The organism is Streptomyces sp. NPDC002276 (genome assembly GCF_053891435.1).
Map to the genome: position 1 here is coordinate 64,125 of NZ_JBSFCQ010000015.1, position 16,581 is coordinate 80,705.

The 16,581-nt window shown below is 72.1% G+C and carries 11 protein-coding genes; 8 read left to right on the forward strand and 3 right to left on the reverse strand.

All coding sequences use genetic code 11. The annotated features are described in order from the left end of the window. Positions 1–87: 87 nt before the first annotated feature. The 3 genes from ACWIHT_RS32580 to ACWIHT_RS32590 are packed head-to-tail and all read right to left on the reverse strand — an operon-like array spanning position 88 to position 3,608. Positions 88–2,616 carry an FtsX-like permease family protein gene (locus tag ACWIHT_RS32580; RefSeq protein ID WP_456171878.1) on the reverse strand — a complete coding sequence of 843 codons (2,529 nt, stop codon included), beginning with the start codon at positions 2,614–2,616 and terminating at the stop codon, positions 88–90. Between the two features lie 3 nt (positions 2,617–2,619). Continuing rightward, positions 2,620–3,354, reverse strand: a complete 735-nt coding sequence (locus tag ACWIHT_RS32585; RefSeq protein WP_456172071.1) for an ABC transporter ATP-binding protein — start codon at positions 3,352–3,354, stop codon at positions 2,620–2,622. A 32-nt stretch (positions 3,355–3,386) separates the two neighbouring features. Beyond that, entirely contained in the window at positions 3,387–3,608 is a 222-nt protein-coding gene (locus ACWIHT_RS32590) for a hypothetical protein (protein ID WP_456171879.1), read from the reverse strand. Between the two features lie 166 nt (positions 3,609–3,774). Here ACWIHT_RS32590 and ACWIHT_RS32595 point away from each other — a divergent pair, with 166 nt between their 5' ends. The 8 genes from ACWIHT_RS32595 (at position 3,775) to ACWIHT_RS32630 (ending at position 16,576) form a co-directional block, all read left to right on the forward strand. Continuing rightward, entirely contained in the window at positions 3,775–5,106 is a 1,332-nt protein-coding gene (locus ACWIHT_RS32595) for a sensor histidine kinase (RefSeq protein ID WP_456171880.1), read from the forward strand. Between the two features lie 22 nt (positions 5,107–5,128). Further along, complete coding sequence (locus ACWIHT_RS32600; protein ID WP_456171881.1) at positions 5,129–5,788, forward strand: response regulator transcription factor; 660 nt, start codon at positions 5,129–5,131, stop codon at positions 5,786–5,788. Positions 5,789–5,930: 142 nt separating this feature from the next. Next, entirely contained in the window at positions 5,931–6,485 is a 555-nt protein-coding gene (locus ACWIHT_RS32605) for an RNA polymerase sigma factor (RefSeq protein ID WP_456171882.1), read from the forward strand. After that, positions 6,482–7,528 (forward strand): hypothetical protein, encoded by a 1,047-nt coding sequence (locus ACWIHT_RS32610; RefSeq protein WP_456171883.1) that lies wholly within the window; start codon positions 6,482–6,484, stop codon positions 7,526–7,528. The genes ACWIHT_RS32605 and ACWIHT_RS32610 overlap by 4 nt, the downstream gene beginning before the upstream one ends. A 180-nt stretch (positions 7,529–7,708) precedes the next feature. Further along, complete coding sequence (locus tag ACWIHT_RS32615; protein ID WP_456171884.1) at positions 7,709–13,210, forward strand: glutamate synthase-related protein; 5,502 nt, start codon at positions 7,709–7,711, stop codon at positions 13,208–13,210. Continuing rightward, positions 13,207–14,928 carry a diflavin oxidoreductase gene (locus tag ACWIHT_RS32620; protein ID WP_456171885.1) on the forward strand — a complete coding sequence of 574 codons (1,722 nt, stop codon included), beginning with the start codon at positions 13,207–13,209 and terminating at the stop codon, positions 14,926–14,928. Before ACWIHT_RS32615 ends, ACWIHT_RS32620 begins: the two co-directional genes overlap by 4 nt. A gap of 19 nt (positions 14,929–14,947) precedes the next feature. Further along, complete coding sequence (locus ACWIHT_RS32625; RefSeq protein ID WP_456171886.1) at positions 14,948–15,865, forward strand: hypothetical protein; 918 nt, start codon at positions 14,948–14,950, stop codon at positions 15,863–15,865. A 57-nt stretch (positions 15,866–15,922) separates the two neighbouring features. Continuing rightward, a complete protein-coding gene (locus tag ACWIHT_RS32630; protein ID WP_456171887.1) occupies positions 15,923–16,576 on the forward strand; it encodes a TOPRIM nucleotidyl transferase/hydrolase domain-containing protein in 654 nt (217 codons plus the stop codon). The last annotated feature ends 5 nt before the right edge of the window (positions 16,577–16,581 follow it).

Here is a 16,581-nt window from a genome sequence, read left to right on the forward strand (position 1 = left end):
GGATTCCACGACCTGTCCTGTCCGGCCCGCGCCGGTTCCTTTCACCGCCGGGTCGGATCATCCCCGAACTCGGGCCGCCGTGTCCGCTCACTGGGCGCGGATCGCGTCGGCCGGCGGGGTCCGCAGGGCCTGGCGGGTGGGGAGTTCGATGGTGAGGAAGGCCGTGACCGTGACCGTGAGGGCGAGCGCGGGCAGCAGCCAGACCGGGCCCGCGGGCCAGGGGCGGTCCAGGAAGCCCTGGCCCAGGAGGGCGAGGGGAACCGCGGAGAGCAGCAGGGCGGTGGTGAGCGCGGTGGCGGCGGTGACCGCGGCCTCGCGGCGCATCATGGCGCGGATCTGCCGTGGGGTGGTGCCGTTGAGGCGGAGGGCGCCGAGTTCGACCCGGCGCTGCGCGGTGGCCGCGACCAGCTTGTTGGCGATGCTCAGCAGCAGGTAGACGAGCAGGACGACGATGATGGCGAGGTTGATCCACACCTCGGGCGGGGCGTCCGAAAGGCCGCTGGTGGAAGGGGAGTCGGCGGGCGCGAGGACAAGTCCCGGGCGGGCGGCGGCGAGGGCGGTCAGGTGCTGCCGGGCCCCGGCCGTGCCGTCGGTGCGGATGAGGAGCGACTGGTCGAGTGCCGTCGTGGTGTGTCCGGCGGCGAGGTCGTGCGAGAGCACCACCGACCCGAAGCCCAGGCCACGCCCGTACACGGCGACGACCTTCGCCTTCACACGGGTGCCGTCGCCGAGGACCAGGCTCACGGTGCGGCCCACCGTCGCGGAACGGGTGCGGGCGACATCGCTGCCGACGGCGACGGTCGCGCCGGTGAGCCGGTCCAGGCCGCCGTCCCGCACGTCGAGGTCGAGGACGCCCGCCGCGTCCGGGGTGAGGACCGTCGCGGCACCCGACTCGGCCGCCTTGTCGCCGAACTGCTCGTACTCCCACACCACGGTCGTCGTGGTGACGGGCGCGGCGGCCCGCACTCCGGCCGTCTTCCTTACGGCGGCGAGCGTGTCGGCGGGGAGACCCCCCAACCCCGGTGCGCCGAGCCGCAGTTGGGCCAGTGTTCCGGTGCTGGTGTCGTGCGCGGTGGCGGCCAGCACGGTGGTCTGGGTGAAGGTGTACGTCAGCACGAACACGACCGCCATGGCCAGCGTGGAGACGATGCCCGCGTTGCGCAGGGCGTAGGCGCGCAGGTTGGCCATCGCCAGCCAGGTCGACGCCGAACCGCCGTGCCGTGTCGCCCGGACCGCCGCACCGCCGATGCCCCGCACCAGCGCCGGGCCCACCATGGCCAGGCCGATCGCCCCGACGATCCCGGCGATCGAGGTGGCCGTGGCCCCGATGACCGTGCGGGAGAACAGCGGCAGCGCCGACATCACCAGCGCCACGACGATGACGGCGAGTCCGATCCGCGTCCGGGTCCGCGACGGCTCGCGCGGTTCGCTGCGGGACTCGGCGACCGCCTCGGTGGCCGGCATCCGCGAGGTCCGCCAGGCCGAGCAGCGGGCCGACATCTGCACGGCCAGGAGCAGCAGCACGACCGCCGCGAGCGCGGGCAACGGGCTGTAGGTGAGCGGCAGTTCGGACGGTACGACACCCCGGTCGGCGAGCAGCCGACGGAACTGTCCGGCCAGCAGATAACCGAGTCCGACACCCGGTCCCACCGCCACCGCCGCCACGACGGTGGACTGCGCGGCGGCCAGTCGCCGGATCTGCTTCGGGCTCGCCCCCACGGCCCGCATCAGCGCCAGGTCACGGCGCTGCCCGCCGATCGACACGGCCAGCGCGCTCGCCATCACGAACCCGGTGATCAGCACGACGATCCCGGACAGCGAACCGGCCAGCAGCACCAGCAGCGACCGGGACGCCCCGGCCCCGGGCGCCGCCGTGTCGCCCCGCCCGGCCCCGGTGACGGCCAGCACCCCGGTGCCCTTCAGCTTCGTACGCACCTCGGCGGCCACCCGCGACTCGGCACCGGGCGCGGTACGCAGCCCCACCAGGTCCACCCGGCCGGAGCAACCGCACAGGCCTACGGCCGACTTGTCGGCGAAGTAGACGCCCGCACCCGGCGCGTCCACCACCGCCGAGACCCGATATCCCCTGGCGGGGCGGGCGTTGACGACGACCTGGACCGTGTCGCCCGCCTCGACGCCCGCCGCAGCCGCGGTGGCACTGTCCACGGCGATCTCGCCGGAGGCGTTCGGCGCGCTGCCGTTGATGTGCGGCGCACCGGCCAGCAGCTCGGTCGAGGACCAGCCGTGCCCCGCCACCCGCGGGTCCTTCGCCGGTACGACCCTCCCGTGGGCGTCGACGAGTGCGGCGGGGAAGCTCATGTCACCGACCGCCCCGGTGACGCCCGGCAACTCGGCCAGTTCGCCGACCAGTTGTGCGGGCACCCGGCGCCGCTCCGGGAGGGCGAGCGCGAGATCACCGGGCGGGTGGTACTCCTGATCGGCGGCGACCACGACCGACGCGCCCGCGAGCCGGCCGGCGGGCAGGTGGGAGCGGAGGCCGGACTCGGCCAGGACACCGGTGGCGGTGAGCAGCGCGGCACCGCCGAGGACCGCGCAGGCCACGGCGATCAGTGCGGTGATCCGGTGTCCGACCATCTGTAGCGCGAGACGGAACATGGTTCAGGCCCTCCCCAACTCGACGAGACGGCTGGCCAGTTCGGGGGCGGTCGGCGCCTTGAGGGCCTCGACGACCCGGCCGTCCGCCATCACCAGCACGTGGTGGGCGCGGGCGGCGGCGGCCGGGTCGTGGGTGACCATCACGACCGTCTGGCGCAGGTCGTTCACGAGGTCGCGCAGCAGGTCGAGGACCTCGTGGGCGCTGCGCAGGTCGAGGGCGCCGGTCGGTTCGTCGGCGAACACGACGGCGGGCCGCGCCACCAACGCCCGTACCACAGCGGCCCGTTGCTGCTGTCCGCCGGACAGCTCGGCCGGGCGGTGGGACAGCCGGTCGGCCAGCCCGACCCGCTCCACCAGGGTGCGCAGCCAGTCGCGGTCGGCGCGGCGGCCCGCCAGTCGCAGCGGGAGCGTGATGTTGTCCTCGATGGAGAGGGAGGGGATCAGGTTGTAGGCCTGGAACACGAACCCGACGCGTTCGCGGCGGAGTTGAGTGCGCTTGGTCTCGTTCAGCCCGGCGATCTCATGGCCGTCGATACGCACGCTGCCCGACGTCGGGGAGTCGAGCCCGGCCGCACAGTGCATCAGCGTGCTCTTGCCGGAGCCCGAGGGTCCCATCACGGCGAGGAAGGTGCCGCGCTCCACGGTCAACGACACGTCGTCCAGGGCCCGTACACCTCCCGGATAGGCCTTGCTGACGCCCTCCAGGGCGATGGCCGCGGTGGTGACCGTGGTGTTCATCGAGGTGCTCTTCGAGGTCCTCTTCGATGTGTTCATCGACGGCCCCGCAGGTTCCGTACGACGAGGGCGCCCGCGCACAGCACGGTGACCGCGCCGCACAGCAGGTGCACCCAGGTGTCGGCGCCGCCGTAGGAGGCCGCCATGTTGGCGAGCGCGCTGGCCACCACCGCGGTCCAGAGCAGCGCGCGGGCGATGTCCCCGGCCCCGATCCGGTCGGCGGGATCAGCGGGATCAGGGGTCGTCGTGTGCTGCATCGGGGCTGCTCCTGGGGTTTCGTACGGCTTCCGCTGTCGTCGTCGACGCTATGGACCGGCACCCCTCGCGGCCGATCCCGCAGCCCACCGGATGCGGGGTACAGCAGGCTGTACTCCCGCGGTTTCGCGCCCGCGCGGAACCGCCGTACGGCATAGGGTCGTTCGCATGACAGCCAGCAGCACGAGCGAGGCCGGCGGTGGGGCAGTCGGTGTCGGGGCGGCCGTCCCGCGCGAGAGCGTCCGGCACCTCGCGCTACGGACCCTGGGCAGCGCGGGCCAGGCCCTCGCGCAGCTCGTCTCCGGGCTCAACACGGCTGTACTCGCTGTGCTGTTGGTGCTGTGGCTGGCCGTCACCGCCGCGACGAGTGTCGTAGGAGTCGGGCTGCTCATGGCGCCCGCGCCGCTGCGCGCCCTGCACTCCCTGGCGGGCCGGGAGCGCGCGCGGCTCGCCCGCCGGGGCCCCGAGGTCGTCGCCCCGGAGCCGCCGCCCACCCGGCTGCGGCTCGCCCTCGTCGACGCCACCACCCGCCGCGAACTGCGCTGGCTGGTACGGCACTCCACGCTGGGCCTGCTGCTCGGGCTGCTCGGCGCCCTGCTGCCGGTCCTCGCCGTGCGGGACACCGCTTTCCCGCTGTACTGGACGTTCATGCCCGCGAACACGACAGCTACCTCCCTGGGCGTCGGCAACGCGCACACCTGGCCGGACGCCCTCGCCGTGGCGCTGCTGGGCGTCGGCTGGATCGCCATCGTCCTGGGGCTGACGCCCGGCATGGCCCGGCTCCAGTCCGACCCCGGGCGGCGGCTCCTGGCGGCCGGTCCCGACGTCGATCTCTCCCTGCGCGTCGCGGAGTTGACCGCCACCCGCGCCGCCGCCCTCGACGCGCACGCCACCGAACTCCGGCGCATCGAGCGCTCGTTGCACGACGGCGCGCAGAACCGCCTTGTCTCCGTCGCCGTGTTGATCGGGGCGTCCCGCCGCATGGTGGCCCGCGACCCGGCCGGTGCCGACGAACTCCTCGAACGCGCCCAGTCCGCCGCCGAACAGGCCCTGGCCGAACTGCGCACGGTCGCACGCGGCATCCTGCCCCCGGTACTGGCCGACCGGGGCCTCGCGGGCGCGCTCTCCGGCCTCGCCGCGGACTGCGCGGTGCCGTGCAGGATCGACGTCGACGTGCCCACGCGCTGCGCCGCGTCGGTCGAGGCGACCGCGTACTTCGTCGTCGCCGAGGCCCTCACCAACATCGCCAAGCACAGCGGCGCACGGCACGCGACGGTCACGGCACGGGGGAGCGGCGGCCGACTCCTGCTGACCATCGAGGACGACGGCCGGGGCGGTGCTGGGGGCACCTCCCAGGCTTTCGGCTCTGGGGGAGAGGAGGGCGGCTCCGGGCTCACCGGAATCCGTCGCCGTATCGCCGCCCACGACGGCACCCTGGCCCTGACCAGCCCACCCGGCGGCCCGACCGTCCTGACCGTGGATCTGCCCAGTGGCTCCTGACGTACATGAGAGGGAACGTGTCATGCGGATCGTGATCGCCGAGGACGACCCGTTGCTGCGCGAGGGGCTCGCCCTGCTGCTGCGCGCCGAGGGGCTGGACGTGGTGGCCACCGCGGGCACCCCCGACGAGGCGCTCGACGCCATCGACGTACACAAGCCGGACGTCGCCATCCTCGACGTACGGATGCCGCCGACGCACACCGACGAGGGCATCGTCGCCGCGGTCGAGGCCCGGCGCCGCCGCCCCGACCTGGCGGTGCTCGTCCTGTCGGCCTACGTCGAGCAGAGCTTCGCCACCGAGCTGCTCGGCGGCGGCGTGAACGGGCTCGGCTATCTCCTCAAGGAACGGGTGGGCCGGGTCGAGGAGTTCCTCGACGCGCTGCACCGGGTCGCCGCCGGGGGCACCGCCATCGACCCCGAGGTCGTCGCCCAGCTCTTCACCCGCTCCCGCCAGGACACCCGCCTGGAACGGCTCAGCCCCCGCGAACGCGACGTACTCGCCCTGATGGCCGAGGGGTTGGGCAACTCCGCCATCGCCGGGAAACTCGTCGTCACCGACGGCGCCGTGCACAAACACATCCGCAGCATCTTCGCCAAGCTCGACCTGTCCCCCACGGACCAGGTGGACCGCCGAGTCGCGGCCGTGCTGCGGTACTTGGAGGATCTACGACGACTCGTCTGAGGCCGGGTGGCAGGTGACGGGTGACCGGGGCCGGGACCGATGACCGGTGACCGGCCCGGGGCCGACCCGCGAACGCTGTCGGTGGCTTCCGCCAAGTAGGGGGTGAGAGACCGCCGTTCGGCGGTCCGGAGACGGAGGTCCCATGACAGCGGGCCCGGACGACGAGGAGCTGCTGAGCCGTACGGCTCGCGACCCAGCCTCCTTCGAACCGCTCGTGCAACGCCATTCGAGAGCCCTGCACGGCTACTTCGCGCGCCGCGCGCCGACCGCCGCCGACGATCTGCTCGCCGAGCTGTGGCTCCAGGCGTATGCGACGCGCCACGGCTTCGACCCGGAGCGCGGGTCGGTACGGGCCTGGCTGTTCGGTGTGGCCAGGAACGTGCTCTCCACCCACTGGCGCCGGATCGCGAGGGCCCGCCCGGACCTCCCGGGCGCTACCGGGGACGACGATCCCTGGGAGGCCGTGGACAGCCGCCTCGACGCGGCGGCGGTGGCTCCGAGGCTACGCACCCTCCTCGCCCAACTGCCCAAGTCCGAGCGGGAGTTGTTACTGCTGGTCGCCTGGGAGCAGTTGACGCCCAGCGAGGCCGCCGCCGTGGTCGGCATACCGGCCGCCACGGCCCGTACCCGTCTGCACCGCGCCCGGAACCGGATGCGCTCGGGCGCCCCCCTCGACCTGACCGGAGAACGCACATGACCGACGTGACCGATCTGACCGAACGCGACGACTTCCTCGACTTCCCCGGCGCCGACGAACTCGTCGCGGCCGGAACGGTGGCCCCGCCCACGGACGACAAGATCATGGCCGTACGCGAGATGCTGGCGCTGATCGCGGACCGCGAGAACGAGCAGGCACTCGCCGCCGTGGCGCACGACAACACGACACCGCTCGGCGCGGCCCGCCGCGACGGGCCCACGGCGGCGCTCGCACCCCCGGGTGAGCCGGAGCCGGTGACGCGGCGGCGCCGCCTCTCCCGTCGCGGGCGGCGCGTCCTGGTCGCGGTCGCGGCGGTGGCCGCCATCGCCGCGGGGGCGACGGTGTACCCGGTGGTGGACATGGGCGGAAAGCCCGCGGCGACGGCCTCGGCCGGGTCGCGGTTCCTCAACGACATGGCCGAGGTCTCGAAGGAGACACCGGTGACCCATGGAAAGTACTGGATGGTCAATATCTGGGCGAAGGACGGCCGGCACACGGCGCTCTTCACCGTGTACAACGACGGGTCCCGTTTCACCTGGACCCGAGCGGCGAACGGCAAGCTGGTCTGGTCCGGCCACACCATCGACAGCTGGAACGTGGGCAAGCGGCGCATCCCCTGGACCCAGTTCGGCCAACTGCCCACCGACCCGGAGAAGTTGAAGGCCTACTTCCCGAAGAATCCCGAGGAACGGATCGAGCAGATCATGACACTGCTGGCGGAGTCGCCCGCGAGCCCCGCCCTGCGCGCCGCGCTCTACCAGATCGTCGCGAAGAGCCCGGACGTGACCATGAAGCCCGGGGTCAAGGACAGCCACGGCCGTCCGGGCACCGAGATCATGCTCCACATCCATTACATCGAGCAGCCCTCCAAGGTCCACAAGCCCAATTCCCCGCCGAACACCAAGCCCATCGCCATCGACTACTACAACCACTACGTTATCGACCCGAAGACGAGCCGCATCCTGGAGCAGGGCGCCCCCGGCCCCAACCCGGACGTCCGCACGACCTACCTCAAGGTCGGCTGGACGGACCACATCAGCTGACCCCGCACGCCCAACGCGCCCGTCCGACCAGCGGACACACTTGCGGTGGAAGTTAGGTAACCCTTACCGTTCCCTTTCGCACCACTAAGGGTCCCGGCCGCACCGCGGTCCGCCCGCGGCGAGCGCTTCACCGACGCAGCCTGGCCGTCCGCAGCCGCAATCCGCTCACAGGACGGGCACGTGAATCACTCGACCTTCGGTCTGTACGACCCTGCCCGCGACCACAGTGACTGCGGTGTCGGTTTCCTGACCCGTCTCGACGGGACGCCGAGTCACGACGTGATCCGCAGGGGCGACGAGGCGCTCCGCGCCATCCCGCACCGCGGCGGCAAGTCCGCCGAGGGTGTCGGCGACGGCGCGGGCGTCAGCGTCGACCTGTCGGTGGAGTTCTTCGGCGCGCTGACCGGGGAGCCGCTGCGCACCGGCCACTTCGGCGTCGCCAACTGCTTCGTTCCGAAGGACACTTCGCGTCGTGCCGCGGCCGTCGCCCTGGTCGGCCGCAGCATCGCCGAGCAGGGCTTCGAGCCGCTGCTCGTACGTGACGTACCCGTCGACCACAGCGTGCCCCGCCCCGCCGCCGAACCACACCAACTCCCCCTCGTGCAGTGGGTGTTCCGCGCCCCGCAGGACTGGGCGCGGCCCGCCGTGGACGCCGCCGCCCACCGCGCCCTGCTCGCGATCGAGGCCGTCGCCTACGCCGACGACACCTACGCCGGCCTGTATCCCCTGTCGCTCAGCGCACGCACCCAGGTACTCAAGGGACGCCTCAACTCCGGTGAGGTCATCGGGTACTTCAAGGACCTGAACGACCCCCGGCACTCGGTCCGCTCGCTCTACTTCCACACCCGTTTCTCCACGAACACCGAGCCGCACCCCACCATGGCGCAGCCGTTCCGGCTCATGGCGCACAACGGGGAGCTGAACACCGACCGCAAGAACCGGCTCAGCGACGAGGCGTTGGCGCGCGCCCGCACCCGGAGCATCGTGCGGCCCCCGGGTCAGTCCGACTCCAGCCGACTCGACCAGACCCTCCAGAGCCGGGTGTTCGACGACGGGCTCGACCTGGTCGAGGCGGTCGTGTCGCTGATGCCGCCCGCCTGGGAGAACGACCGCACACTGCCCGCCGCCGTACGGGACATGCTCGAATACTTCTCCCTCTACGAGGAGAAGAACGACGGTCCCGCCGCCGTGATCTTCAGCGACGGCGACGTCATCGGCGCCCGCCTCGACCGCCTCGGGCTGCGTCCGCTGCGTACCGTGGAGACCGCCGAGTACCTGATGGTGGCCTCGGAGGCCGGTCAAGTCGCCTTCCCGGACAGCGAAGTCGTGCACCGGGGCCGGATCGAGGCGGGCGGCATGCTGGTAGTCGACCACCGCACCGGACGCCGACTGCGCACCCGCGAGATCCTCGACACCCTGGCCACCCGCCGCCCGTACTCCCAACTCCTCGACGCGGCCCGGGTGAACCTAGACGACCTGCCCGCCCCCGACTACTACCGGGGCACCACGACACTCGGCTACGACGGTGATCTCGCCCTCGCCGGACGGTATGTGGCGTACTCGCTGAACCAGGAGAGCTTCCGCTTCCTGCTCGACCCGATGCTCACCAACGGCTCGGAACGCATCTCCGCGATGGGCTACGGCAACGCCATCAACGCGCTCAGCGACACCGAGGGCGGCATGGCGAAGTACTTCTCGCAGCGCTTCGCCCAGGTCACCAACCCGCCGCTGGACAGCATCCGCGAGGCCGACGGCATGAGCATGCGGGTCGCCCTCGGCCCCAAGCCGGACGGCACGGGCAGCGCGGGCGGACGTCAACTGGTCGTCTCCTCGCCCGTGTTGGGACACCTCGACATGGTGCGGCTGCGCGACCAGCGGATCGTGCCGCTGGAACGGTTCGCGATGCTCTACGACCCGGTGGCCGGGGACGAGACGGCGAACGCCGACTCGTTGCGGGCCGCGCTGGACCAACTCTGCGACGACGTGGAGGTGTTCGCGTCCCGGGGCGGCGGCATCGCGGTCCTCACCGACCGGGCGATTTCCTCGACCCGCGCTCCCCTGCCGGTGATTCTCGCCGTGGCCGCCGTGAACCAGCGGCTCATCGAGACGGGTCTGCGCCTGCGCGTCTCGATCGTGGCGGAGAGCGGACAGTTGCCGTCCTCGCACCATGTCGCGACCGCGCTCGGCTTCGGCGCCTCCGCCGTCTACAGCCTCAGCGCCCGGCTGCGCGCCGAGGAGAAGCACCCGAGCGCACCGGCCCCGGCGGGTGAAGTCACGGAAACCGACCGGGCGTTGGCGCGTTTCCGCAAGGCGGCGGAGAAGGCCCTCGCGAAGACCATGGGCCGGGTCGGCCTGTGTACCGCCGAGAGCTACATCGGCGGCGCGTTCTTCGAACCGAACTACCTCGACACCCGCGACGACGTCTTCGCCCGCGTCTTCCCGCACATGGAGGCCCCGGTCGGCGGGGTCGGCTTCGCGCGGATCGCGCAGGCCGCGACCGAGTGGCACGAGCGGGCCCGTGCCGTGGAGACCGAGCAACAGGTGCCGCTGCTGGGCCTGTTCAAGGAACGGTCGGACGGCGCCGGACACTCCTTCGGCGTCTCGGCGGTGCGCGGATTCGGCGACATGGCCGAGGAACGCCCGGAGTTCGGGCGCGAGGCCGACCCGGACGCCCTCCGTCTCCTCACCCTCGGCCAGCTCGACGACGCCTTCGGCATCAGCGACACCGCCTACCGGAACACGGGCTACGACGCGCTCAGCGACGCCGAGATCGACGTGTTCCGGATCACCCCCGGCTACCGGGCCTTCCTCCGGACCACCCACGAGGAACGCTCCCGCCGCCCGTCCGCACTGCGCGACGTCCTCGCCCTGCCCGCCGACGTCACCGGCCTGCGCACGGCGGAGGACTTCGCCCGCGAGCTCGGCCGGTTCTCCACCGCGGGCAACGCGAGCGTGACGGTGCGGGGAGTCGTCGTATCGGCCCTGGACGCCCAGACCTTCCAGCTCGCCCTGGCCGGGGACGCCGACCGCCACACCGCCCTCGCCGAGGGGCTCGCCCTCGCGCACCCGGGCGCGGTGGAGACGATCGCCGTACGTCCCGAAGGCGTCACCGTCACCGCGACAGGCACCGCCGCCCGCCTCCTCGCCCTCCTCCGTCCCGCCCCCGAAAGCCTCCAACTCACCGACGTACAACCGGCCCACGAGATCACCCGCGCCCTCGCCTCCGGCGCGATGAGCCACGGCGCGCTGGTGGCGACCGCGCACGAGGCCGTCGCGCACGGCACCAACATGGTCGGCGCGATGTCCAACAGCGGCGAGGGCGGCGAACACCGCTCCCGCTACGGCACCATCCGGGGCTCCCGGATCAAGCAGTTCGCGTCGGGCCGCTTCGGCATCTGGGCGGGCTATCTCGCGGACCCGATGCTGGAGGAACTGGAGATCAAGATCGGGCAGGGCGCGAAGCCGGGCGAGGGTGGCCAGTTGCCCGCGCCGAAGGTCACCGTGGACATCGCGGCGGCGCGCGGCGGCACCCCCGGCATCGAGCTGATCTCTCCGCCCCCACACCACGACACGTACTCCATCGAGGACTTGGCCCAGCTCATCCACGACTGCAAGGCCGCACGGGTGCGGGTCGTGGTGAAGCTCGTGTCCTCCGAGGGCATCGGCACCATCGCGGTCGGTGTCGCGAAGGCGGGCGCGGACGTCATCAACGTGGCCGGAAACACCGGCGGTACGGGCGCGGCGGCGGTCACCAGCCTCAAATACGCGGGCCGTTCGGCCGAGATCGGTGTCGCCGAGGTCCACCAGGCCCTGGTGGCCAACGGGTTGCGGCAGAAGGTGATCCTGCGCTGCTCGGGCGCGCACCAGACCGGCGGCGACGTCGTGACCTCGGCGCTGCTGGGCGGCGACAGCTTCGAGTTCGGTACGACGGCGTTGATGATGCTCGGCTGCGTGATGGCGAAGAACTGCAATGTGAAGTGCCCGGCCGGACTGACCACCAACTCCGAGGCGTTCGAGGGCGATCCGCGCGCTCTGGCGCAGTACCTGCTCAACATCGCGCACGACGTACGGCAGATCCTCGCCCGCCTCGGCCTGCGCTCCCTGCGCGAGGCCCGGGGCCGCACGGACCTGCTCCAGCTCCTCGACCACCCGGCGAGCGTCGGCCGCCTCGACGTCCGCCGACTGCTCGCCCGCGTGCCGGAGAAGGTCGTGGCCGAACCGGAGTACCTGGAGAAGGACTTCACGACCGACGACACCCTCCTCGACCACGTCCGTACCGCACTCGTGGACCGCCGCGAGACAGCCGTCCTCATCGACGGCATCCACCTCCGCAACAGCGACAAGTCGGTGGGCGGCCAGCTGTCGATCGACATCGAGCGCCTCCTCAACCACCAACTGCCCGCTACGGCACCGGCGTTCACGACCGACGACCGAGGCCGCCGTCGCCTGGCCGACGACGCGGTCCGCGTCCGTACCACCGGCTCGGCGGGCCAGTCGTACGGCGTCTTCTGCAACGACGGCATCACCCTCGAACACACCGGCACCGCGAACGACGGTGTCGGCAAGAGCCAGAGCGGCGGCCGGATCGTGGTCCGCGCCCCCGGCGGAGGCAGTACCGAACGCGGCGGAAACGTCCTGGTCGGAAACTTCGCGCTGTTCGGCGCGACCGGCGGCCGGACATTCGTACAGGGCGAGGCGGGCGACCGGTTCGCGGTGCGCAACTCCGGGGCGACCGCGGTCGTCGAGGGCATCGGCGACTTCGGCTGCGAGTACATGACCGGCGGCACGGTCCTCAACCTCGGCGGCTTCGGCAAGGGCCTCGGCAACGGCATGAGCGGCGGATTCCTCTACCAGTACGACCCGTTGGGCGAACTGGCCGACCGCGTGAGCGCCGACTCCCTCCTCGTCTTCCCGGTGACCGACACCGCGCACGGCGCCTTCCACGAGGAGGCCGTACGCCTGCTGCTGACCTGGCATCTGGAGGCCACCGGCTCGGAGTTGGCGGCCCGGCTGCTGCACGACTGGGACGCGGCACGGCGGCATGTGTACTGCGGAATGCCCCGCGCACTGCTCCTCTACCAGGACTCGGCGGAGATCCTCGCCGCCGCGACCCGGGCGGAGCTGCTGGACGAACTCGCGACCTCCGTCGCCACGGACAAACTCCGCGCGTTCAAGGTCGACTACCGCGACCGCCGCACCGTACTCGGCGGCAGGGCACCGGAGTTCGGCGACCAGGGCAGCGACGACATGTTCTCGCTGCTGTCCTCGTACACCGTGCTCGCGGTCGCGCAGGACCTTGCCCTGCGACGCGTGCCGGGCGCGACCGGAGCGGACGACCCCCGGGTCGCCGAGGCGGTCCGCAACCTCGTCCTCACCGAGGACTTCTTCGTCAAGCAGCGGGTGGTGAAGTACCTGCGCGGCACCCTGGAACGCTTCCACGACGAGGAGTTGGCCACCCTCATCGCGAGCAAGCGCCTGGACGACTACAAGCGGGCACTGCGCCAGCGCAACAACCTCAGCGTGGACGCCCCCGGCACCTACGGCTGGATCGTCCACCAGCACACCAAGAACGCCGGCCTCGTCCGGGCCGCCCGCTTCGACGAGTTGCTCGCCACGGCCGCCCTGGACGACATCGCCACGCGCCGCGCCCCGCAGGCCCCGACCGAGACGGTGACCACGTGACGCTCCTGCCCCCGACCGGTTCCCTCATCCCGGCCGACGCACCGTTCTCCGCCCAACAGGAGTCCTGGCTGGCCGGGTTCATCGCCGGCATCGCGGCCGCCGGACGCCGGGAGGCCGTGTCCGGTGCCGCACCCACCGCCACGATCAACGTCCTGTTCGGCACCCAGACCGGCAACGCGGAGTTGCTGGCCGAGGAGTTGGCGGCGGGCGCCCGAGCACGCGGCCTCGCGGGATCGGCAAGCGCGCTGGACGCCATCACACCCGCCCAATTGGCCACCATGTCCCACGTGTTGGTGGTGACCTCCACCTACGGCGAGGGCGAACTCCCCGACAACGCGGGCCTGTTCTGGGAGGCCCTCCAGTCCGACACGGCACCGCGCCTTGAGGGCGTCCGGTACGCGGTCCTCGGCCTCGGCGACACGGGCTACGACGACTTCTGCCAGGCCGCCAAGCTCATCGACACCCGACTGGAACAGCTCGGCGCGACCCGCCTCCACGAACGTGTCGACTGCGACGTGGACTTCGAGGAACCGGCGGCCGAGTGGACGGCGGCGGTCCTGGAGCGCGTGGCGGCCGAGACGGGCACAACGGGCGGAAGTACAGGGACTGTTGTTGCGCCCCGCACGCGCTCCCCCTGGAACAAGCGCACCCCCTACCCGTCCCGGCTCGCGGTGAACCGGCTCCTCTCCTCCCCCCGGAGCGAGAAGGAGATCCGCCACTACGAGTTCGACCTCGGCGACAGCGGCATCACCTACGAGGCCGGTGACGCACTGGCCGTGGTCCCCCTGAACGACGAGGCGTTGGTCGGCGCGCTCCTGGACCACCTGGGCGCGAGCACGGACGAGGAGTCGGCCCGCCTGCTCCGTACGGAACGCGAAATCCGCACCCCCTCGAAGGAGTTGATCGCGGACCTGGCCGAACGGGCCCCGTCCGGCGAACTAGCGGCGGTCGTCGCCCACGGCGACCGCTCGGACCTGGACTCCTGGCTCTGGGGCCGGGACGTCCTCGACCTCCTCCGCGACGCGGGCCGGTCGGCGCCGGATCTCACCGAACTCCTCTCACTCCTGCGGCCGTTGCAGGCCCGCCAGTACTCGATCTCGTCGAGCCCGCTGGCCCACCCCGGCCGCATCCATCTCACCGTCGCGTCCGTCCGCTACGGCAGACACCGGGGTGTCGCGTCGACGTACCTGGCGGACCGAACGGGCAACGGGGACGGGGGAGTTGGCATCTACCTCCAGCCCAACGCGACGTTCGGTGTCCCGGCGGGCGACGACGTCCCGATGGTCATGATCGGGCCCGGCACGGGCATCGCCCCGTTCCGCGGCTTCCTGCACGAACGGGCCGCGCGCGGCGCCACCGGCCGCAACTGGCTGTTCTTCGGCGACCGCCACCGCGAGACGGACTTCGTGTACGAGGACGAGCTGGGCGAGTTGCGCGAGCGCGGGGTGCTCACCGAACTCGATCTGGCGTTCTCCCGCGACCAGGCCGAGAAGGTGTACGTGCAGACCCGGATGCGGGAACGGTCGCGCGAGCTGTACGCCTGGCTGGAGGACGGCGCCCACGTCTACGTCTGCGGCGACGCCTCCCGGATGGCGAAGGACGTGGAGGCGGCGCTGCTGGCGGTCGTCGCGGAACAGCGCGGACGCGGGGACGACGACGCGGCGGAGTACCTCGCGGACCTGCGCCGGGCGAAGCGCTACGTACGGGACGTGTACTGAGGATGGACGTGTACCGAGGATGACCGACAACCAGGGCTGTGGGTACGAGGGTTGCTGCGGTCGGCGCGGCGGCAGCGCACGGCTGATCGACGCGCGCATGCCGGAACTGGCCCGGTGCCTGACGCTCTTCCAGTACGTCCACGCGGTCACCGGCGGCCCGGTCGCCCGCATCGACCAGGCCGGCGGCTACGCGGAACCGAGCCTGCGCGGCGAGGCGTTCGCGATCCGGCCCGGATCGATCACCCTCCGCGTCGACCCGGCCGGAATCGCCGCGGCGGTGATAGCGCGCGACGAGGACGCCGTAGCCCTACGACTCCTCGACCCGGCCGGACGGACCGTGCACCAGGGGCAGTTGCTGTCGGAGGGCGACCGTCTGCTGGCCGGGCTGGCGCCCACGGTGCGGGCGGGAGCGTCGGTCGGCGGGCCGCCGTCCATGGCTCCCGAGGCCCCGGCCGCCGCCTGGGAGTGCGGCGACCAACTCGCCCAGCTGGACGCGGTGTTGATGGACGGGGGCGGGGTCGCGCGACGGTCGGCGTTCCACCGCTACCGCGGCGGCGCGTACCGCCCGATCGAGGTCGACGTCGTGGCCTCGGTGCTGGACCACGTCTGCTCGGTCGGACTCCCCATCGGTGTCGCGGTGTTCGCCCCGTCGGCCATGGCCATGCAGGCGTGCGCGGGCCGGGTCCACGTCACGGACCGGACCGTGGGGGGAAGGGTGTTCGCGGCGGTGGCGGACAGCTCGCTGGAGCTGGACCTGGCCGCCGTCCGCGCCTGCCACCTGGTCCGCTCGACGGCGGCGCACGGCCCGACCTCGGCACTGGAACTCGACGACGAGAACGGCCGCTGCGTGGCCGTGATCACCCAGTTCGGAATCGTCGGCGAGGACGTGCACACGGCCTGGGAACACCTCACGGAGTCACTGCCGGACGCGGTGTGACCGGCCCTCCCGGAAAATCCTTACCGGCTCGGCGGGGCCGGGGCGGAGACTCGTCTCATGGTCGACATGGTGAGCACGGGCGAAATGGACCGGTTCCGGGAGGCGGTCGCGGAGTGGGCGGCGGCGGCCGGTGACCCCGGTGAACCGGTGCGCGAGCTGGCCGCGGAACTCGGCGTCCGGGTCGCCGTACTGCTCGAAGGCCCCAGTGACGTCGCGGCCGTGGACGCACTCGCGACCGCCCGTGGCCGGGACCTGTCCGCCGAGGGAGTCTGCGTCCTGTCGATGGGCGGCGCGATGAACGTGGGCCGCTACGCCCGCCTCCTGGGCCCATCACCATCCGACCCGGGTCTGGGCCTGCGCCTGACCGGCCTCTGCGACGAACGTGAACGCCCCTACTACGCCCGGGCTTTCGACAGCGTGGGCGCACCGCACCAGGCCGTCTTCGTCTGCGCGGCGGACCTGGAGGACGAACTGATCCGCGCACTGGGCCCGGCCCGCGTCACCGAACTCATCGACGCGGAGGGCGACTTGCGCCCCCTGCGCACCTTCCTGAACCAGCCCGCCCAGCAAGGCCGCACCGTCCAGCAGCAGTTGAGACGCTTCTTCGGCACGACGTCGGGCCGCAAGATCCACTACGGCCGAGTCCTGGTCGAGGCCCTCACCCCCGACCGCGTCCCCGCGCCCCTCAACGACTTGCTGACCACCTTGTAACCACA